We start from the raw sequence: 22,430 nt of genomic DNA on the forward strand, positions 1-22,430 counted from the left end.
TTTTTTCTTGTAGAGGAAATGATCGACAACCATGAAAACACGAGATTGCAATAAAAAAGTCAAAAACATGTTTCCTGAGTACCGTGATTTGGTCACTCAGTTACGTGATGAAAATCCGCATTTTGCGCGGATCTTTGAAGAACATGATGAGTTGGATCGCGAAATCATTCAATTGGAATTAGATCCTGTTAATCACTACAACACGGATATTGAGACCATTAAGCGTAAGAAATTAAAGCTAAAAGATGAAATTTATCGCTTACTGAAAAGTAATGAAAATGATGATATATCTTGAGATATCGACTCGTATAGGGGAATTTTCATGATGCATGTCGTTCGCAGTACAACCCACGAGGCTAAGCAATTGAATTGCTAAGACTATAAGGATCGGTCAAATCGCGTTGTACTGCAGATTCTTTAAAAAACAAAATGTAAAACAATTACATCATGACAAAGGATTCATCATGCACATGCATCATGTCCTATTGGGTGGCATTACTCAGTTTCAGTAGTCTATTACATGCCAGTGATAAACGAGTATTTGAAAAACCATGGATGACCAAACAGGATATTCACGCGGTGATGTGACCATCGTCAAAAATGCCGACGGGACGTATAGTGGAACACTTACTGCAATACGCCCAATGCCGTACAAGCCCTTGGTCGAAGTGTGCTTAAAACGCAAAGGCAAACTCAAATATGCACCCTTGGTGAGTCTCGAAGTTATCAAAGGATTTAAAGCAGACCCACCCATCAGAGAAGCTGACACGAATTATTTGAGTTTCGTCAGCTTCTCAATTTCTTTCATGGTTTTAACCGTACCTTTGACTGTGCCTTTCACCGTCTGTTTGATTGGTTCATAATCCATAAACCAAAACAGATTCATGTGTTGATCGCCGTGCTGCTGTGCCAACATATCAATCACACTTTTTTCACCGCGCCCGACCAAATGCCGTCGATAAAAATAATACAGTAGTAAAATCGTGGTCATCAGCATGATGCCGAGCATGATCCAAAAACCGGTTGGCGATTTGAGTCCCGGAATAAACTCAAAGTTCATACCGTATATACCAGTTAATAAGGTTAATGGTGCGAAAATCGCCGTAATAATCGCCAGAATCCGCATATTTTCATTGGTTTGGTTAGCAACGGCTGAAAAATGCAGATCAATGGCGGCCTGCACGGCACTGCGTAATCGTGTGGTGTGTTTTTGAATGCGTTCGATATGGCTAGTTAAATCATCTACGCGAACCAGCATGATATCCTGCTTTTCACTGCGCTTTTTGCCTTTCAAATGCGGGTAATTATCCACAACTTCATCACGCAGTTCTTGCAAGGCTTCAATTTGCTCTTCACACAAGTTTTCCACTTGCTGAAAGGCCATATTTTCCTGCAACAGTTGATGCCACTTGGTAAACCGTCGATGCCCTTGCAGCAATTCTCGCTGCCAAAACTCGACACGGCGGGTCAAAGGAACACGTAAATCCAAGTATCCATCTACCATATTATTCAGTAAGCGCAATGCCAAATCTAAGGGTGTAATGGCTAATTTTCGTGGTTTATTTTGTTCATCAATCGGACGAGAAATTAAAGTTTCAATCCGTTGGATATAACTTTCAATGGCTTTGTTGCCTTTTTCGCGCACCGTGATCAGCACTTGGGGCGTGATCAAAAAACTGATCGGGGTGGTCGCCAAACCAAAGACCCGCTCATGCTTTTCAAGCGCGTCGGCGCCTGCAACAATTTGGTCATCGGGTGTGACCATTTTTCTAAAAATTAATAAATCATAATCATCGAGTGTGTCAAAGGCACACGGATGCTCTAAATTTAAAATATCCCGCAGATGGTATTCATTGACCCGTAGATCTGATGCCTGAAAAATATCACTCTGCCACTGCTCTGGGCGGTTGACGACATCTTCACGGGTACAATCAATCCAAATAAACTCAGGCTCAAGTTCAGGATAATGCTCACATTGCACTTGGTCTTGCACATAGATATGCGCGGCTGTTGGATGCTGAAAAAAATAATAGGTTTGCATATCTCATTTATTATTGTGTTTACTTTTTCATGATGCCATAAAAAAAGCCTTGAGCAAGTCAAAGTTCATACTCTGATTGCACTCAAGGCTTTTGTGAATCCATTCACAGAGCCGAAACCCTGTGAATCAACAAACCATTAAGCTTGTTCGATGTCTTTCATGGTTAATTTGATACGACCGCGGTTGTCGACATCAGCAACTTGTACTTTGATCTCTTGACCTTCAGATAATACGTCTGAAACGTTCGCAATGCGTTCGTTAGAAATTTGAGAGATATGAAGTAAGCCATCAGTACCTGGAAGGATGTTTACAAACGCACCAAATTCAACGATACGAATCACTTTACCAGTGTAGATTGTACCTGGTTCGATTTCAGCAGTAAGCGCTTGGATTTTCGCAACAGCAGCTGAAGCAGCCGCTTTAGTTTCACCAAATACGCGAACTGTACCGTTATCTTCGATATCGATTGCTGCTTTAGTTTCTTCAGTGATCGCACGAATCGTTGCGCCACCTTTACCAATCACATCACGGATCTTATCAGGGTTGATGTTGATCACTTGGAATGTAGGCGCGTGCATAGAGATTTCAGGACGAGCGCGTGAAATTACTTGGTTCATTGCATTTAAGATGTGCATACGACCTGCATACGCTTGGTTCAATGCAACTTCCATGATCTCTTCAGTAATACCTTCGATCTTGATGTCCATTTGAAGTGCAGTAATACCGTTTGCAGAACCGGCTACTTTAAAGTCCATATCACCAAGGTGGTCTTCATCACCCAAGATGTCAGAAAGCACTGCGAAACGCTCGCCTTCTTTGACTAGACCCATCGCAATACCAGCAACTGGCGCTTTAAGTGGAACACCTGCGTCCATAAGTGATAGAGAAGCACCACATACAGAAGCCATTGAAGATGAACCGTTAGATTCAGTGATGTCCGATACGATACGGATCACGTACGGGAAGCGGTCAGCTGCTGGAAGTACAGCTTGTACACCACGACGCGCTAAACGACCGTGACCGATTTCACGACGTTTAGGACCAGATTCACGACCAGTTTCACCTACAGAGTATGCAGGGAAGTTGTAGTGCAACATGAAGTTGTCAGTTTTCGTACCCGCTAATGTATCTACCATTAACGCATCACGTGTATTACCCAAAGTTGTTGTTACCAACGCCTGAGTTTCACCACGTGTGAATAATGCAGAACCGTGAGCACGGTCTAACACGCCAACTTGTACGTCAAGCGCACGAACTGTTTTAGTATCACGGCCATCAATACGTGGTTTACCTGACAAGATGTTGTCACGTACTGTACGGTATTTCAGGTCTTCGAATAATTCAGCTAAGTCGTCAGCGATACCGTCAACGTCTTCTTCTGGAACAAATTGAGCAACAGCTTCAGCTTGAAGCGCATCAAGTGCTGCATAACGATCGTGTTTAACAGCGATTGTGTATGCTTCAGAGATTTTCGCTTCAAACGCTTCTTTTAATTTTGCACGAAGGTCTTCGTTTTTCGCAGGTGCAGTCCAAGTAGACTCTGTTGCACCAGCAGCCGCAGCAAATTCTTTAATCGCTTGGATCGCGATTTGCATTTCGTCATGACCGAACAATACAGCGCCAAGCATTTGGTCTTCAGAAAGTTCTTTCGCTTCTGATTCAACCATCAATACTGCAGATTCTGTACCTGCAACCACAAGGTCAAGGTCAGATTCTTTAAGCTGTTCGTGGTTCGGGTTAAGGATGTATTCACCGTTGATTAAACCAACGCGCGCACCACCGATTGGACCACGGAAAGGCGTACCCGCAATTGCAAGTGCAGCAGATGTACCTAACATTGCAGCAATGTCAGCATCCATCGTTTTGTCAGAAGAAATCACAGTCGCAGTCACTTGGATTTCGTTGTAGTAACCTTCTGGGAACAACGGACGGATTGGACGGTCGATTAAGCGTGAAATAAGAGTTTCAGCTTCAGACGCGCGGCCTTCACGTTTACCGTAACCGCCCGGGATACGACCTGCAGCATATTGTTTTTCTTGGTAGTTAACAGTCAATGGGAAGAAGTCTTGACCTGCTTTAGCTGTTGGTTGAGCAACAACGGCAACAAGAACTTGTACACCACCCATAGTGATGATTACAGTGTTCGCTTGACGCGCAACACGACCTGTTTCTAGGACAACTTGATGCTGACCGTATTGGAATTCTTTACGAATAATATTAAACATCGACATGTTTTATTTTTTCCTGATTTTATTCTAGTGGAGACCCCTAAGGTTTGGCATTCACTCAACGCCCCAAACGCTGCAACATAAATGACAAAGCTTAGAAGCCGACCTCACTAGATATTAAAAACATTAATTAAAAATACTAATTTGAGACACAAAGAAGGAGCGAATCAACGCCCCTTCCCCATTATCCAACCAAGGTTGGATAGACTTTAGTTTTCAGTAATACAGCACTAAGCATGCAATAGTCCGAAAATAAAAGTTTAAATCGAATTAACGACGTAAACCTAAAGCAGCAATCAATGCGCTGTAACGAGTAGCGTCTTTACCTTTAAGGTAGTCAAGAAGCTTACGACGTTGGTTAACCATACGGATAAGACCGCGACGGCTATGGTGGTCGTGTTTGTGCTCTTTGAAGTGACCTTGTAAATCATTGATTTGAGCAGTTAAAAGAGCTACTTGAACTTCTGGTGAACCAGTGTCGTTTTCAGCGCGAGCGAATTTTGCAACGATCTCTGCGCGATCTGCGTTTGTTAAAGCCATTCGATTTCTCCGAGATGCTTATAAAGTTAACTTTTGATACGAATCAACTGATAAATCAGCTGACTGCCGTGCATCACTACAGCAAGTGCATTATATTAAGGGAAAATCGTCCCAATTGCAAAAAGAGATGGCCGACTTCGTCAGGTTTTCATGACGATAATAGCGCCTTTTTTTTCACATCGATTCCATTATAAATTTTTTATATGTTTCGATACTTTATGCGACACAAAACCGCATATTTCTAACATGTTGAATGCGATGTCATTGAATGAATTTTAAACTGATTTTTTGATATATTTTGCCACTCGATGTTTAGCATGCAAAACTCAAAGTGGAATGATTAAAAAAAAGCCCGAGCTAGGCTCGGGCTTTTTTGCGCTGTAGTTTCTTCTTTTTTAGTTATTGTTTTATTATTTATTGTTTTATTATTTATTGTTTTATTATTTATTGTTTTATGTGGCGCTTTTCCGCGTCCTTATGTCAAACATTCCATGTTTTAACTTGCACTTCCTTATGTGGTAGATTTTGCCACAACGGCTATTAGATAAAAGTCGTATTTTTCGTATCTATATGTAAGCTTTTTCGTACATCAGTTAAGCTCTATTTCTTTTCTGTTACAGCGTATAGGCATTTCTTATTTTCCAGACATAAAAAAGCCCTGTAGTCTCTCCCAAAACTACAAGGCTTAGCGGCTGTAAGTTTCCTATTTCCTTACTTCACTGTAAGTTCGCTGTCTTTTGACGTTATTCTTATACTTTTGCGATTTTACTCAACCATCCGTGTTGAGTTCTTTTTCTGTGAAGTCATCTTCTCAAAAAGCTCTAAAAAGCTCTATGCGCAAATCTCCTGAATCGATGTAAGCCATTTCTTACAAAATACGGTACATTTTGCCTAGGCTTTACAAAGGTAGGTGATTGTTAATTTTTTCTAACAGACCACTAACTCGCGCTGTTCTTTTTATAAGCGCTTTTGCCAATGCATCTTTTGCAACAAGCAAACTCACCACTTTTTTGGCACGAGTGATGGCGGTATAAATCAGCTCTTTACTCATCATTTCGGTAGCATGATTTTCCAAAACTACCGCCGTATGGGTAAATTCAGAACCTTGAGACTTATGTATGGTCAAGGCATAGGCGGTTTCTATACTTTTAGGTAACCGTGTTGCCACCACCCATTTATCCAAACTTGGAAAATAAACCTCAAACTGCGACTTTTCCGTCATCGGTCGTTTTAAGCAAATCCCGATATCACCATTTGATAGTCCAAGTTGATAATCGTTATAGGTCATCATGACTGGACGACCGACATACCAATCCCCTTGTTTCAACACACCCAAGGTATTTAAGACCCGAAGTTCAATCTGCTGGTTGAGTTCGTGTAAGCCTAATTTTCCATGTCGAATGGCCGATAGAATCCGATAATCATCAAAATAGCGAATCAATTGGGCTGACCAATTTGCATATTCAGCGGGTTGCTCTGGCCATTGTTTTAACCATGCCACATAGGGCTGAAAACCATACATCAGTTGATCATAATATTTTGCCCAATGTGCCGCACTGTTCGTAGCGTCAGGGAGATATTGCAACTGAATCACATCGCTCATATTCGGTGTCAGTTGAATCGGCTGAAGTTCGGATGCAGATACCACCTGATGTTCGAATTTCGCCAGAACTTCTGTGGTTGTTTGCTGTTGTTCTTGTTGTTGAATAAAACGGGCAAACTCACCAATGGCTGCACCCTGTACAAAGCGACGGCTGGTCTGTAAATGGGTGCGGTTGGCTTGTAAGGCATCCACATCCTGAAGGTTGGCCAAAACTGCACCTACATCGACCGAAGCCAACTGTTCTGCATCCCCTAAGAGAATCAGCTTACTGTTCTGAGGGATTGCCGCGAATAGCATCTGCGCCAAACTTAAGTCCAACATAGAGGCTTCATCGACCACAATGACGTCATAGGGTAAGCGTTGACGTTCATTAAACCGCGGGATAGCGCGCGTCCCTAATCCCAATAGACGATGCAAAGTCACGGGTTTCAAATGTTTGTGAATAATCGAATAATGCTGCAATGCAGGATCTTTAAACGCTGCTTGTAAGGCTTCTTCCATGCGCTGCGCCGCTTTTCCTGTCGGCGCTGCCATGGCAATTCTTAAATTTGGATTTTGCTCATTCAACACGGCAATAATCCGAGCCAAGGTATAGGTTTTACCTGTCCCAGGCCCACCGGTAATGATATTAAAATTGTGCTGACACACCATGTGCAGTGCTTGGATCTGATGGGGATCGGTCAGTAAATCCTTTTCAATATTAAGCATCTGTGTTTGATTGAGATTTTGCTCTGTTTGCTGTTTTAAACGTGCAACTTGCTTGGCTAAAGCATTTTCTAGTGCCCAATAGCGATAGAGATACAGTCGCTGTGAATCAAAAATAAAAGGCGCAACAGGTGTTTTTTCAGCTTGCTCATGCTGAACCATCTGAGCCAAACATTGAATCTGCGCATCTTCGGCCAAAATACAACTATCGCCTTTTTCCACGGCTTGCATCAATTGTTGAATTAACTGATTTGCAGCAGGATGACTGGCCTGATTGGGTAAATAATGTTGGATTAAATAGTCAATCCAATCCGGCAAAACCGCATCTAAATCAGCAGTTTCTTGGGGATTTTGGGTAACTAAAACCTGCATTTCTACAGTGTTTTCTTGTCCCGCGTGCAAAGGCTGTGCTGACAAGGCTTTTTGATCATTTTCCACACAGTTATCCTCAAACTTATCCACAAAGCAACTTATTGTTTCAGCGTGAATATTTTTATCTTTTTCGTGCTTTTTCACGTTTTAGCCACAACCTTTTCGCTCAATATTGCATCGAGGTTTTGAATGAATGTATCCGCCGGCTTCCAGTGATATACCCCACGATCGGACTGTCCATCCATACCACGAAGATACAGATAACTCGCCCCACCCAAATGCTGCGTCATATCATAGTCTTTCATTACGGCTTTCAAATAACGATGCAGGGCCACCAAATATAAAGCCGCCTGCAACCAGTAACTGGAATGACTCATACTTTCTCGAATATAGGCATGATCATAATGTGTGGTCTGATCGCCTAAGAAATTACTTTTATAATCGGCAATGTGATAGCGCTGACCATCAAAATACACCAAGTCAATCGACCCCGTCAGATAGCGTGCTGTAAACACATCATTCAAATCTTGTATTTGTAAATCTGGCTCTTTTAGGCTTTCAAATAGCATGCGTATTTTACGTATAGCCAATGCACGATCTGCTATACTCAAATGAAAATCCATTTCCGAACGATATTCGCCATCGTTTAACTGATGCAAGCTAAAACCATCATGCAATGGTGTATGAATAATTTGACTGTACCATTCCCGCATTTCTTCAATCAGTTCAGCTTCATCTTGCTCAGGGTTTGCCGTTTGCCCGAACTGTTTCATTAAGTTTTGCAACATTTGCGGCGAATCAAACTCAACATCACTATGAAAACGTGATGCGATGGCTTTGGCCAACTTCTCTTCTGGGGTGCTAAATCGAACTTTTTCCATCAATTTATGCAAGAAACTTCCGGGCTTGGTTCCCTTTGGAAAATGCCGTTTAATCCAACTAATTTTCTCTGCAGTTTCTGCTTCAATGATTTCAATTTGTTCCACTTCATCGGCAGCACTGTCTTCTGGCTCGGTCATGACCGCTGCCAGTTGGTCACGTTGTATATGTGTCTTATGTGCCGTACGCGTGAGCGCGGTAAAACTGGTGGTTTCCCGTGGATAAAAATGGCTGTTGGGAATTTCTTCCGCGTCTAATACAACAGTTTCAACCTGAGTCTGAGTCAAAATTGGTGGTGCTGCACGCAAAACATCAGCATCCACACTTTCTGCATGTTGGAACAGATCAGGTTCGCTTCCACGCCAAAAAGTCAGTCCTGAGCGTGCTTCTGCCAATTGTTTCTTTTCGACCTCATGATGACGTAGCACGGCATAAACACGATAACTGGCACGGGTCAACGCCACATACCACAAGCGATGGTGCTCTGCTTCATTGCGCGCATCATTTTGTTGAATATCATCTTCGGGTAAGTCCGAAGACTTCACGGCAATCACACGTTCTAACCCAAGGCTTTTTTGCTGATTGTCTTTAAGGGAAAAATTCAAATTGCCTTTTTCACTTAAGCCTGCATTTGCTCCCAATAAAAATACACAACCAAACTCTAAGCCTTTGGATGCATGAATCGTCATCAGTTGCACCCCCAATTGCCCAGTCAATTTTCGCTCTTGGGTACTTTCATTATTGATGCCTAAATTGATTTGGCGAATAAACCATTGATAAAGCTTATGTGCACCTGTGTAATGTTCACTTTGCTGACTTAATAATTCTGCGATATGGCGTAAATTCACCACTGTGCGTTCATTATCTCGACTTTGCCCAGCCACCAAACGCGTCCACACCTGAAAGACCGTCATGCAGCTATTCCACGCGCTGCGGAATCCTTGCTCATTCCAAATTTGTCGAATCTGTTCGAGTTTTTCGATGATGTCGCTCAGTTCATCTGCCTGCTGTTCGAGTGCGACCAGTTGTTTCAGATCAAAACCCAATAAACGGCTCAGCAGCGCACGTTTCACCTTGGCTTCTTGATAGGGATTCAAAATCGCGGTCAGCAAAGCGGCTACATCTTGTGCGACGGAACTTTTATAGACACTGTCCCGAGATGCTTTATAACAAGGAACGCCGAGCTGCAATAAACATTGTTGCACTTGCTCTAAGTCGAAATGGTTTTGCCCCAAGACCGCAATATCGTTTGCTGTCAGTGCTCGCTGGGTATTGTTGTCTTGAAAATATAAATGTCCTTGCTGCGCTTGGTTGAGCAATGACTGAATCTGCCAAGCCACTTGCTCAGCTTCATTCAGCGTTTCATCCAAAGCCAACCAACGCAGAGGTTGTGGATTGACTTGATCATGATCAATCAGCGGCGGATGCTCACGCTCACCTGCTTGAATCGGGGTGTATTCAACTTGCTCACCAAAGTCCGTTTGCCGATGAAACAAGGCATCCACCACTTCAACCAAGTTTTTGACTGAACGATGGTTTTTGTTCAAGGTATAACAACGTCCACCCTTGGTTTGAATATCATGACGCGCTTTACGATAGGTCAGCATGTCACCGCCACGGAACCCATAAATCGCCTGTTTCGGGTCGCCGACCATAATCATACAGCCCTGATGTAAGCGCTCCTTGACCCGCCAAATGCTAGACAGCATGTCATCTTGATCTTGGTTGGTATCTTGAAATTCATCGACTAAAATCAGCGGATATCGTGCTAAAACATGAGCAGCAAAACTGTCTTTCCCTACGGCTGAGCTTTGCTGTAAGGCTTCCGATAAGGTCCGAATTTGTTGTGAAAAGGTGGTTTCCCCAGCGTGGGACAACACTTGAGGCAAACGCTTTTTGACTTCCTGCGCCAAATAAAAATTCAGGTATTGTTCTGCTTGATTGATATGTTCATAAGCGCTGAGCACCGCTCGGAGTTGTTGAACAAAAGCATGTTGATAAAACGCTTTTGAGACATCAGGCTGCTCTTCAACGACTTTGTCTTTAAAGACACGTGGCTTAAATTCAGTTTTATTCGGATCATAAAACAATGAGCGAATGGCTTTCATTGTCTGTTGTAACACATCGGACTGAGTCAAAACCCCTTGGCTACCCGCTGCTTCAAAGTGCTGTAAAAACTCGGGAATGCGTGTGTTAAAGGTGACAAAAAATGCCCCTTTATTAAAACGTCGAGCGTCCACCAGGTTTTTATAATGACTTGCGGCATCAAAACACGCTGCAAGCTCTACACGAGCGGCAGGCAGCATTTGCGCAAGCTGATGACACATCGCTTCAAAATGCGCCAAAGCATTTTCGGGTAATTCAGGGACGCGCAAATCCACCGATGGGAAATTTAGACTTTCCTTTACTACACTAAGATAGTATTCAGGACCTTTCAACTGATGATTCAACATCAAATATTCAATCAAATGCGCAGGCTGCTGCTGAATCCAATCTCTTAATAAATCATGAATGATCCGTTCAATATGCAGGTCTTCATCATCACTGATTTGCACCTGTTCAATACGACCACTTTCAAAGGCAAATTCACGTAATAACTTTTGACTAAAGCTGTCTAAAGTTCCGACAAAGAGTTCTTCATATTGTTGTAAGACCACGTTCAGACGATTGTACGCATATTCTAAGTGATGCCCATGATCTTTCAGCACTTGCTGATACAAAGGGTCGCTCAAACTTTGCTGAAGTTCGGCCAACTCATTTTGAGGTGCCGCGAGCAGGCCATTAACAAAGCCACGGGTTTCTTCAATCCGCAGTCGTACCCGCGCTTTGAGTTCCGCTGTGGCTTTACGGGTGAAAGTGGTGGCAATGACCTGATTCGGCATATAGCGATCGAGAAAAATCCGCACCATCAGACTGGAAAGCGTATAGGTTTTTCCTGTACCCGCCGAGGCTTCAATCCAGTGCAGTCCGGTAAAGCTCATGTCTGCAATCGGGTTGGTGGATATTTTCATCGTTTGCTGTGGCATATTCATTTTTTCACCTCAGGCTTGATGACATTGAGTTTTTTTAGGCCGTCATCCGCCTCGGTATCCATCACATGATATAAACGTTCTGCATAATAACGACAGGACAATGCCAGAAGCTCATCTGCCGCTTGTTGCTGTAAAATAAAGCTCCAATCACGATGGTGGCTATTGGCTTCATTCGACTCCAACTCCACTCCACCAAAACTATGATTTTTCAGCCATTCCTCTTGAAGCTTTGCAAAATTATCTGGCATGAGCTGGCCTGTTTCATTCTCCACCCAAGTGCATTTTTCTTGGCGAATTAAGGCAGCAGGCAGCACCACAGGACGTTTTTGTGCATGTTTCCACATCGCCACCCATTCACTGAGCTGCAGCTTGGCTTGTGCAGAGCTTAATCCACAACAGACTATGCTTTTATCATTACAAATCACTTCACGACGATACGTCGCGCCCTCATCGCCTAAGTCTAAATAGCTCAACCACAGCAGATATTCGAGCCAGGTTTGCGTCTGACGCTTAGGCTTTGCCCCAGACGCCATACAGCTTAACCAATGCATACTCTGAGAGTCTTCAGGCACGGTGATGCTCAGTATCAAATGCGGTTCAAGCTGTAGGTTTTGTAGGGTGGTCACGGTTACACGGCGTCCATCCAAACGCTCTAATAACTGTGCCTGCTCTTGCAAACTGAGCTTCCAAGTCGCTATTTGACTATGTCCCACAGGCAGTACATCTTGGAACAAGGCCATATCCGGTTCAGTTGGAGTCGTAGAGTTCTGATCCTCAGCTTGATGGACACGAGAGGCAGGTTGCACATAATGCTTTTGCAATAAGTCACGGACATGATATTGCTGTAAACGGTCGAGCAATAAAGGCTCTTGCTGCGGCAATTGGTCACCAGTATAGACACTGGCCACGCCAAGCGTTTTCAAATATGCACGGGCAGGAAACACCACATCTTTAATCCATTCTTGACCATCTAAAACCCGTACTTCTTGCTCATCATGCACAGGATAATCACGGTTAATCCACGATTGGCGTTGTCCAGACTGATCTAAAATATGTTCCGCCACAGCAAACCATTGATCTTTATATCGTAAGTTTTTCGACTGCTGAAAACCCATCGGGTCAAAAGGCTGCAAAGGATAAATATGGTATAGCGGCTCGAGCTGCTGTGGAATGCGTAAGCCATCCAAATCCAGCATGGCATCATGGGGTTGGTTCAATTGCTGCGGCTGAATCATCCGTGCGAGGAACTGGCTAAATTCATATATCACGGATGATGGCTCCCGACTTTCACCATCATTGACATCAAAGCCATTATAGAAAATCCACAAGGACTGTCGGGCAAATAACAAGGCATCTAGAAATGCACCTTTATCATCTTCCAAACGAGAGCGATCACCCAAAACCGGTTTAAACACATCCATCAAATCAAAAGGCACTTGCTGATCACGACGCGGAAATTTGCCGCTATCCATGTTCATTAACACCACCAATGAAAATGGGACTTGGCGGATTTTCCCCATGTCCGCAAAGGTCACTGATCCTGTCGGTTCGATCTGATCGGCAGAGCTATCGATGCCTTGTTGTATTTCTTTGAGCAGCAAAGATAATGGCAAATTAAAGCTGTTTGGGAGCGACTCAACTTTATCACTTTGGGCATTATGCAGACGTTGCGTCATCGCACGCATCACACTGCGAATGGTTTCAAATGCTCGACCACTGGCTTCCACAAAAGGCTTTAAATCTGCATCTAATTGTTGCAACCACACTTTGACAGTCTGTGTGCTGAGATTCGGATTGAGCCAATCTCGACGCGCACTGATATCTCGGTAGATCTGAATTAAAGTTTGAACCAACTCAAAATCACTACTCGACACCCCTGCAAAACTTAAGGTGTCCTCAAATACGGCATGTTGTGGTATCGCAATTCCTAACGCCAAACGGTCTAATGCAAATTTAAAGGTATAACGATAATCTCGGTCTTGCTCGGACAAATAAGCCAACATGTGCTGTTCGTCTAAACCACGACGGAAACCAGCTTGAATCAGCAGTTCCATCATACGTTCCATTTGCACATGGTCGAGCTGATACAGTTCTTGCACCGCATTCAAATTCAGCCAATCATGAAAATCTTCTGCGGTAAAACGACCTTGACTAATTTCAATGCGTCCAACAAAGGCTTGCCATGCATTTTGAATATCTTGACTGACCACCCCTGCAATTTTGACTGGGATATAAGGTAAATCCACAGCACTGCGACCCATGCCTCGAGTCGTCGAAAAGACCGTCCGAATATGCGGTTCCAGTTCTTTTAAGTTTGGCACCAAGACCAAGATATCACTCGGATGGCGTGGCTCTTGTTCCGTGCCATCGGCCAACCAATGCACCAACTGTTCACGTAAAACCTCTAACTGACGCAGGCTAGAATGACAGACATGAAATTGAATCGATTCATCTGCCCCCGCGAGTGCATATTGATGCTGCTCGGGTTCTTCTAAGGTCATGATGTCATATTGAATTTGAGCGAGCAGTGTTGTCGGCTCGGTGTCTGGAAAAATATCTTCCCAGCCTTCGCCACCAGACATATTCACCAATAATGCAAAGTTATCCCGCGCACGCTTGCCTAAACGCGTCAGTAGTGAATGCTGTGATTCACGAAATTCGGCATTGGTCGTACTCAGATAGGCCTGAATTTGCGCTGTGCTGACATTGGGATTTCGCTCAATATAACGCTGTTGTAATTTCAAGTTATAACGATCTTTCCAAACTGGATCGACCATGTCTGCCCAATACTCACGCGATGGGTTGAAATACAACAAATGTACTTCGGTATACGCCGCCAAGCGATATAAAAATTTCAGTTGTGCAGGTGGTAATTCTAAGGTCGTAAAAACAAAAATTTGTTCAGGCAAACCGTTATAGGTTTGATGACGCTCATCATCATCGCGCTCATCATCCTCAGCATCCAAATCAAACTGCTGCTGCCGATTTTGCTCAGCACGCGCCAAGGCAAACCAAAATTTATTGTCTATTTCCTGACGGTCATTAAAGTCTTTTTGGAATACTTGATGCCATAACCAACGCTGCCAATGCTCCAGTTGTCGAGCCTGCGTCGGTAGATATTCATCGGCTTGTTCAGGTTTCAGACCTGTAAGTTGCATAATATTTAACGGCTGGTTATAACTCCACGCCTTCAACCAATCGGTATCGCAATGTGGACAAATCCAGTGCTCAACACCTTCATCTGGGGTATGAATACAACTGCCACGAAAGGCCATGTAGTTGGTAAAAAGCCGAGTGACTTGAGCAGCGATCCAATACAACATTTCTTGCCGCTTTTGCTCACGTTTTTTTCGATCTGAAAGCTGTGCTGTACTGTCAAAAATACGCTGGACTAAGGGCTGCACATCTGTCGGCATCTGTGCAGCATCAAACTGATCAGCCGCAATAAAAACCGCTAAAACATTATAAATACGCCATTGCATAATCAACGGCGGCATGTTGATACCTTTAATCCGCTCACGGTCTTGTTTATTCGGCAAGGCCCAATCGTAGGCTTTCCACTGCAGCCCTAAAATTTTACGATGATGCTTAATATTGGCACTAATACTGATTTTTTCAGCAATTTGCTTTTCTAACCATGCAGCAATGGCTTGATCGGGCACCACGATATGTCGTTCTTGCAAGACGGACAAAGCATTGGTCGATTGATTCGATTTCAATTTTTCGATTAGACAATCCACCAAAACTTCGATTCGTTGACTTTGAATTACATGTATTGCCATGGATTACCTATACAGCCTGCGTGACCAACTACTACAAAACAACAATGATTATTTACTATACATCTTGGGCTGTCTATGCGACTTTGACAAGAGAATAGATTGCAAAAAATGCTTTTAAACAAGTATCTTAATGATATTTTATGAGAAAAAAACCAATCCAGTATCAAGGGTATCTGCTTATGAAAATTGATAACATTCCTGATTCCATCGACCCTAACTTAAATCTGGAAATTATTCGCGCTGAATGCTTAGAGCTTGTGAAAAAACGTGCTTATTTTTCAGCAGGTGCAGCCATTATTCCTGTGCCATTTTTGGATGTGGTGATTGACGTCGGAATTTTGTCGCAGCTCATTCCAGAAATTAATGCGCGTTTTGGTTTAGCGCCAGATCAAATTAGTGTGTATGACCCGAAAACCAAACAGATTCATTGGACGGAACTGCGTAAACGTGGTGTCGAATTTTCAGGCTTAGTGGTTGCACGAACCGCGATGAAAAAATCGCTGAATAACATTGCAGCAAAATATATTACCAAACAAGTGACCAAATTTATTCCGCTAGGTGGACAATTGGTGGCAGCCAGTTTGGGTTATATCGTGATGAAAAAAGTCGCTGAAACCCATGTGGAAGAAAGCTACCAATTGGCGAAGCGTATTCAACAGAAATTTCCGAACCAACCTGTCCCAACGCCGAACAATGGTTAACGGAGCGATGTCTAGCAAATCTATAAGATTTAATAATCAAAGTGATCTAAACCATAGATCTGAAGATTAAGTAAATCTGAAAATGAGCTAGTTTTGAAAATGAAAAAAGCCACGAATTGCGTGGCTTTTTTCATAAAATCAATCTGCTTTCATCATAAAATCAATCTGCTTTCAACTGCGCTAAAATCGTTTTTAGCACTTGTAAACGAGCACTATGCTTATCATTGGTCGCAATCACATGCCACGGCGCATATTCTGTATTCGTGCGTTGCAACATATCTGCAGCAGCTTTGAGATAGTCATCCCAACGGTCACGATTTCGCCAGTCATCTGGAGTAATTTTAAAACGCTTATGCGCAGTTTCTTCTCGGGCTTTAAACCGTACAGCTTGCTCATCCTTTCCAATGGCTAACCAGAACTTGATGACCACCGTTTGACTGTCATATAAGTCCTTTTCAAAACGGTTGATTTCATCATAGGCCCTCTGCCATTCAACCGTATTGGCAAAGCCTTCAATCCGCTCAACTAAGACGCGACCATACCAACTGCGGTCAAAAATCGTGATTTTCTCTTCAGGGACAATTTTATTCCAAAAGCGCCATAAGTAAGGACGGCGTAGTTCATATTTTTCAGGTGCTGCTATGGTATGAATTTCATATTCGCGTGGGTCTAACTTTTTAACAATACGTTTAATTGCTCCGCCTTTCCCTGCGGCATCCATCCCTTCAAACACGATCACCACGTTGCGTGAATCAAAACGTAAAGCTTCAGCCACCTTACGGCTTAATTTTTTTAATTCTTTTTTATAATCGGCTTCATCAGCGACGGCTGTACTTGGCTCCAATAAAGCCTGTGGTGTTTTGGCTTGTTTCCAACGCCCTACCGCTTTAGTTTCATGTGTTGGACAATGTTTTAAAGTGCGTAAAATATACTGTGCAAATTGCTGATCACGGACTTGCTCATCTTCACAGTCGATAATGATCCAATCATGACTAAAACGCTGACGTAAACGTTGCAAGTTGTCATATTGTTTTTTATTGCGCCAATCTAAACCATGCAATTTATGCCAACGTGCTTCACTCGGGTCCATTTCATCCAAACGTTTTTGTAAGGATTTCCAAGACAAATCGAACCAGACCTTAATCACGTCGACATGATTATTTTTTAGGTCTCGTTCATAAGCCCGCATGTTCTCGACATATTCATCAAATAAGGTTTCATCCAAAGGCTTCGACACATGCATGGCGGTACTGAGCAAATCACTATACCAGTTTCCAAACATCACCATGATTTGCCCTTCGGCAGGAATAAACCGTGCATAAGACTGCCAAAAGGTTTGTTTTGGATTAAATATGATCGGGGCATCCGCTTTCACCCTTAAGTAACGTGGATCGACCCATTCACGGAGCTGTTTGACGGCCTCGCCCTTACCCGCAAGCTCTATTCCGCTGACTAAAATCAACACGCTTTTGGCATTAGGCTGACGGCTGGTATTTTTCAGTTGATATTGCGCTTCAATTAGCTCAACCGAGAGTTGTTCTTCATCCATCAATTGAAATTCTGTTTCTTTTAAGCTCATGGCGGACCCTTGGTTTTATTCTGTTTTGAGTATAACCATGCCGTTCATCACACAACAATGCTTTCATGTATGTGCTGAAATGCAAAATATGACCGTTTCTGCAACAAACTGACTCAGATTGACCTATAATTTCGTCACTTTGTCATAGCCCTAAGCTCCAACACCCACTAAGATTCAAACATCTAAAAAATAATTGAGACACTCAATGTCCAAACTTGCGGTATTAGATGATTTACTTGAACTGTATTACCAGTTGAATTACCACAAAAAGCCAGAAATTTTACAGCGTTTACAAGATGTCCAACAGTGGCAAAAACAGCGCATGCAACGTACGCATGCTGTGCAATTTGCTGAAAAACACAATGTACTGATGTCTGAATATTTTATTAACCGTTTATATGGCGGTCCTGATTTTGATGCATTAGCTGCACAAATTGCACGTCTCACCCGCTATGCGCATAAAGCAGAAAAATTGATTCCAGACAATGCCATTAAGACTGGCACTTCGGGTGTACAACTTGCGATATTGGCCGTACAGCTCGATGAGCAAGTGGCCATGCAATTACTACAAGATTATCCAACCAACCCAACCCTGACCGATGAAATGATGCGTCAGACCTATCTCAAGCTCGATCAGGGCAAAGACCGCATGTTGCAGCTGCAACTGTTGGACGATTTAGGTCGTAATTTAGATAAATACATGCGCTCATTTATGGTCTATACCGCCTTTAAAATGTGTAAAGGCGCAGCAAACAAATACAACTTCGAAGTGATGTACGACTTTATGCAAGATGGCTTCTTGGCAATGAAACCGCTCAAGTCAGCAGAAAAATTTGTCCGTGAATTTACCACTGTAGAACGTCAAATCGTTGACCGTGTACATGCCGGAGACCCGAACCCATTTCAGCCAGCTGCTTAACAAAACTCACATCCCACAAAGCCCATGTTTGATATAAAACAAACTGGGCTTGCAAGACTGAATTCAGATTTTTTATAGGGGATTTGCAAAGCAATTACAGCAGACCCTTATTTTTTCTGTATATTATTCATAACAAATGCAAATGACTGCTGTATAACAACAGAGAATCTGTCATCATGCTTGCAAAGCAACATTAACCCTATTTATAAGTTAGGAGTGACTCTAATGTCTAACGAGAATCAAACGCCTGCCCCTACACCTGAGTCGGCACAAAATACAGACAAAGTGAGTCCATTCTTAACTGAGCCTTTACCACAAGGGACAGCGCAAGGTCAGCAACAATCTTTAGAACAACGTCTGACCGACACACCTGTGACAGGTTCAGTACCCAAATATAATCTGCCACGTGGCGCGAATACTGGTAACGTTGGGGCAACCACGCACTTTGGTTATCAAACCGTGAGCAGCGAAGATAAAGCACAAAAAGTAGCGGAAGTTTTCCACTCAGTGGCTGCAAAATACGACATCATGAATGACTTAATGTCATTTGGTATTCACCGTCTATGGAAACGTTTTGCCATTAACATGTCTAGTGTACGTCGCGGTCAGCACGTCCTAGATATTGCAGGCGGTACTGGTGACCTTGCCAAAGTATTTAGCCGTGAAGTTGGCCCGACAGGTCATGTGGTGCTTTCAGACATTAATGAATCGATGCTCAATGTCGGTCGTGACCGCCTCATTGATGCTGGTTGTACCAATGTCGATTTCGTTTTGGCCAATGCTGAAACTTTAGAACCTTTTGCAGACAACAGTTTTGACCTATTGACCATTTCATTTGGTCTACGCAACGTGACTGACAAAGATGCTGCACTAGCTGCCATGTACCGCGTACTTAAGCCAGGTGGTCGTTTACTGATTTTAGAATTCTCTAAACCGGTATTTGAACCTTTCTCAAAACTGTATGACTTGTACTCATTCACTGCATTACCGATCATGGGTAAAATCGTAGCGAATGACTCTGAAAGCTATAAATACCTTGCAGAATCAATTCGTATGCACCCAGACCAACGTACTCTTAAAGGTATGATGGAAAATGCGGGCTTCCAAAACTGTGATTACCACAACTTAACGGGTGGTATCGTGGCTGTACACCGTGGTTTCAAACTTTAATACTGCAGGCTGAACTATGTGGTCGATTCTCGCACTTGGTGCAGTTGAACGCTTAATTCATCATGTCATTGATTTGGATGCGATTACCCGCATCCAACTGAATGAATTGCAAGGCAAAATGCTTCGTGTGGTGATCGACTCACCACAGTTGTCGGTGGATGTGTTTTTTGACGATCAGAAAGTTCGCTTAGAACCGACGCCAACAGGACATACTGAAACCGCATCCATCTTTGAGCAACGCCCTTTCGAGCAGCAGTCAAACATAACTGAAGCAACGGCGACCTTACATGTCAAAACGGTCGTCGAGCTCCTCAAACTGCTGTTGGCTGAAGATGTCGGCAATATTCCATTGCAAGGTGATTATCACTTATTGCAGGATATCCAGCGCATTATGCAGCAAGCTGAGCCTGATTTAGCTTCGCATCTAAGCCCTTGGATTGGTCCAAGCCTTGCGCATGAAATTGGTAAGTTACAACTTGCACCCAAACATCTCAAACGTACTTTACAAAGCCATTTGTTCTTTGCTGAAGACGCGTTAAAAGAAGATTCAGGCTTGCTTGCCCCACGCTGGCAAATGGATGACCTGAATCAAGACACCCGAATTTTGAATCAAAATCTGGACCGTGCAGAAGCAAAAATTCAGCAGCTGCACAGCCAAATTGACTCATTACAAGACAACACTTAAGACTAGGTAATTGCATATATGATTCCGCACGTTTCACGTTTACTCGACCTTTGGCGCATTGCTGCGCACTATAGACTCGACACGTTGTTTCCTGCGGAAGAATTACCGGAAAAAGCCCGTCATATTATTTCCCTCATTCGTATACATCCTGCAGCACGTTTAAGCAAAGAACGTAAAAATCCACTGAAGCTAAAACAAGCTTTAGAAGATATGGGACCTTTGGCCATTAAACTCGGTCAATTACTGTCTACCCGTCGTGACTTGATTCCACCTGAAGTTTTACAGCAATTGGTGCTTTTACAAGACCGTGTAAAACCTTTTTCAAATGACGTTGCCAAAATGCGCATTCAGGAATCACTCAAAGCCGATGTTAATACCTTATTTGCACGCTTTGACGAGCAACCTTTAGCCGCAGCATCTATCGCACAAGTGCATACTGCTGCACTGCATGATGGTCGCGAAGTCGTAGTGAAAGTGGCTCGCCCGAATATTCGCAATCAAATTCTGCATGATTTTGAAATATTAGAGTGGCTTGGTCAGTTCCTTGAAAAACGCCTAGAAGCCGCTCGTGCCCTGCATCTGTCTGAAATTATTCAAGACTACCGTCAAATTATTCTCAATGAATTGGATTTGACTTTAGAAGCGGATAACACGCGTCGTATGCGTCATTACTTCACCGGTTCAAGCATGATGTACGTGCCTGAAGTCTATATGGACAGCCGTGATGTCATGGTCGAAGAGCGTATTACGGGTGTACCAATTTCAGATATTGCGACCTTTGATCGCTTGGGCATGGATCGTAAAGATTTAGCCGAAAAAGGGCTCACCATTTTCTTTACCCAAGTGTTCCGCGACAACTTCTTCCATGCAGACATGCATCCGGGGAATGTCTTCGTCGAAACCATTAATCCAAGCAATCCACGCTTTATTGCCTTGGACTGCGCGATTATGGGTGAGCTTTCAAAGCACGACCAAATGACCGTAGCACGCATGCTGCTTGCGGTTATGAACAGCGACTTTATGCAACTGATTCAAATCGTGCATCAAGCGGGTTGGATTCCACCGGGTACAGATCAAGATGCCTTAGCACGTGAAATGCGTCGTACCGTTGGCCCAATGGTCTCTAAACCAATGCATGAATTGGACTTCGCCGGCATCCTGATTCAAGTGATGGATATTGCGCGTCGTTTCCATTTAGAGATTCCGCCACAACTGATGTTGCTGCTCAAGACCTTGGTCCATGTTGAAGGTTTAGGAACTGATCTCTATCCTGAATTGGATATTTGGAGTTTGGCAAAACCAATCCTCACCGATTGGATTAAAGCGCAAATGAATCCGCAGAAAAACTTAAAAGAACTCGGGCAAAAAATTCCAGACTTACTTTTAGGTGCGCAAGATTTACCAACGCTGATGATCGACAGCCTGAATGGTTTAAAAAATCAGTCGGCTTGGCATGCCAAACAACTGAATGAACTGCAAAGCATGCGCCTGCAAATGGAACATCAGCAAAAACGTAGTTGGGTTTTTGGCAGTATTATGGCCATCTTCCTCTCCATCGCGATAATTGCGCCATGGTATGTTTCCATCGTATTAATTGCACTTTCAAGCTTACTTGCCATTTGGCGTGTGTTTAAATAATCTGTGTTTAAATGATCTTGATGTATCCATAGCTCCTTTAAGCCTTTTGACAATAAAAGGCTTAAAGCCATAAAAACAAAAAATTCAAAAATTTAAATAAGGCTGAACGCCATGTCATACAGTTATTTAGGGGTACTGTATGGTCGAAACCCTCTCCGAGCATGTGCAACGGCCTTGCTGTATAGTTTTTCGACCCTGCTCGATGTGTTGGTTCAATTAAATATGCACATGCCTTTTCTAAACTGGCAACCGCCAGCCAACACCACCCTGTATCGGATGCAGCATAGCGCTACATTTTGGTGGATCATTCTCTTTAATGCACTTCCCTGTTTATTCCTACTTTGTTTGCCACAGCAAAAGCTGATGGCGGGGTTAAATTATTGGTTATTAGCTGGGGCCGTGATTTTTATCATTAACCTATTTGCTTGGGCGGTCTTTCCAATGGCGACATGGGCAATCGTCTGCCTCAGTTTGTTTCAATTGCATCGGCATAACGAACAACTATTACAGCATTCCTGAGAGACGCCCTGATATGACTGAGAAGTCATTTGTCGGA

14 protein-coding genes are annotated in these 22,430 nt (G+C 43.2%); 7 read left to right on the forward strand and 7 right to left on the reverse strand.

Annotated elements, in window-relative coordinates; translation table 11 throughout:
- Positions 1 to 31: 31 nt before the first annotated feature.
- The gene (locus tag FTU12_RS01475) at positions 32 to 295 is read left to right on the forward strand and encodes a YdcH family protein (RefSeq protein ID WP_180002890.1); all 264 of its coding nucleotides are present in this window, start codon (positions 32 to 34) and stop codon (positions 293 to 295) included.
- Between the two features lie 477 nt (positions 296 to 772).
- Here the strand turns inward: FTU12_RS01475 and FTU12_RS01480 are convergent, their stop codons facing one another.
- The 6 genes from FTU12_RS01480 to FTU12_RS01505 form a co-directional block, all read right to left on the reverse strand.
- Positions 773 to 2,041, reverse strand: a complete 1,269-nt coding sequence (locus FTU12_RS01480; RefSeq protein ID WP_180113598.1) for a magnesium transporter CorA family protein — start codon at positions 2,039 to 2,041, stop codon at positions 773 to 775.
- A 137-nt stretch (positions 2,042 to 2,178) separates the two neighbouring features.
- Positions 2,179 to 4,266 (reverse strand): polyribonucleotide nucleotidyltransferase, encoded by a 2,088-nt coding sequence (gene pnp / locus FTU12_RS01485; protein WP_171262611.1) that lies wholly within the window; start codon positions 4,264 to 4,266, stop codon positions 2,179 to 2,181.
- Positions 4,267 to 4,539: 273 nt separating this feature from the next.
- The gene (rpsO, locus tag FTU12_RS01490; protein ID WP_005007057.1) at positions 4,540 to 4,809 is read right to left on the reverse strand and encodes a 30S ribosomal protein S15; all 270 of its coding nucleotides are present in this window, start codon (positions 4,807 to 4,809) and stop codon (positions 4,540 to 4,542) included.
- Between the two features lie 898 nt (positions 4,810 to 5,707).
- Entirely contained in the window at positions 5,708 to 7,489 is a 1,782-nt protein-coding gene (recD, locus tag FTU12_RS01495; RefSeq protein WP_180113708.1) for an exodeoxyribonuclease V subunit alpha, read from the reverse strand.
- A gap of 140 nt (positions 7,490 to 7,629) precedes the next feature.
- A complete protein-coding gene (locus tag FTU12_RS01500; protein ID WP_180113599.1) occupies positions 7,630 to 11,400 on the reverse strand; it encodes a UvrD-helicase domain-containing protein in 3,771 nt (1,256 codons plus the stop codon).
- Positions 11,397 to 15,182 carry an exodeoxyribonuclease V subunit gamma gene (locus tag FTU12_RS01505; RefSeq protein WP_180113600.1) on the reverse strand — a complete coding sequence of 1,262 codons (3,786 nt, stop codon included), beginning with the start codon at positions 15,180 to 15,182 and terminating at the stop codon, positions 11,397 to 11,399. The genes FTU12_RS01500 and FTU12_RS01505 overlap by 4 nt, the downstream gene beginning before the upstream one ends.
- A gap of 179 nt (positions 15,183 to 15,361) precedes the next feature.
- Here FTU12_RS01505 and FTU12_RS01510 point away from each other — a divergent pair, with 179 nt between their 5' ends.
- Positions 15,362 to 15,883: a hypothetical protein gene (locus FTU12_RS01510; RefSeq protein ID WP_180007073.1), complete on the forward strand. Its 522-nt coding sequence runs from the start codon at positions 15,362 to 15,364 to the stop codon at positions 15,881 to 15,883.
- Between the two features lie 160 nt (positions 15,884 to 16,043).
- Here the strand turns inward: FTU12_RS01510 and FTU12_RS01515 are convergent, their stop codons facing one another.
- A complete protein-coding gene (locus FTU12_RS01515) occupies positions 16,044 to 17,462 on the reverse strand; it encodes a phosphate--AMP phosphotransferase (RefSeq protein ID WP_180113601.1) in 1,419 nt (472 codons plus the stop codon).
- Between the two features lie 205 nt (positions 17,463 to 17,667).
- Here FTU12_RS01515 and FTU12_RS01520 point away from each other — a divergent pair, with 205 nt between their 5' ends.
- The 5 genes from FTU12_RS01520 (at position 17,668) to FTU12_RS01540 (ending at position 22,393) form a co-directional block, all read left to right on the forward strand.
- Complete coding sequence (locus tag FTU12_RS01520; protein WP_180113602.1) at positions 17,668 to 18,381, forward strand: hypothetical protein; 714 nt, start codon at positions 17,668 to 17,670, stop codon at positions 18,379 to 18,381.
- Between the two features lie 225 nt (positions 18,382 to 18,606).
- The gene (ubiE, locus tag FTU12_RS01525; protein WP_180113603.1) at positions 18,607 to 19,551 is read left to right on the forward strand and encodes a bifunctional demethylmenaquinone methyltransferase/2-methoxy-6-polyprenyl-1,4-benzoquinol methylase UbiE; all 945 of its coding nucleotides are present in this window, start codon (positions 18,607 to 18,609) and stop codon (positions 19,549 to 19,551) included.
- Between the two features lie 16 nt (positions 19,552 to 19,567).
- Positions 19,568 to 20,236: an SCP2 domain-containing protein gene (locus tag FTU12_RS01530; protein ID WP_180002881.1), complete on the forward strand. Its 669-nt coding sequence runs from the start codon at positions 19,568 to 19,570 to the stop codon at positions 20,234 to 20,236.
- Between the two features lie 18 nt (positions 20,237 to 20,254).
- On the forward strand, positions 20,255 to 21,874 hold the full coding sequence (locus FTU12_RS01535; RefSeq protein ID WP_180007065.1) for an AarF/ABC1/UbiB kinase family protein: 1,620 nt from the start codon (positions 20,255 to 20,257) through the stop codon (positions 21,872 to 21,874).
- 111 nt (positions 21,875 to 21,985) lie between these two features.
- Positions 21,986 to 22,393, forward strand: a complete 408-nt coding sequence (locus tag FTU12_RS01540; protein ID WP_180010239.1) for a hypothetical protein — start codon at positions 21,986 to 21,988, stop codon at positions 22,391 to 22,393.
- The last annotated feature ends 37 nt before the right edge of the window (positions 22,394 to 22,430 follow it).

The organism is Acinetobacter sp. YH12063 (assembly GCF_013419715.1).
Lineage (GTDB): Bacteria > Pseudomonadota > Gammaproteobacteria > Pseudomonadales > Moraxellaceae > Acinetobacter > Acinetobacter amyesii.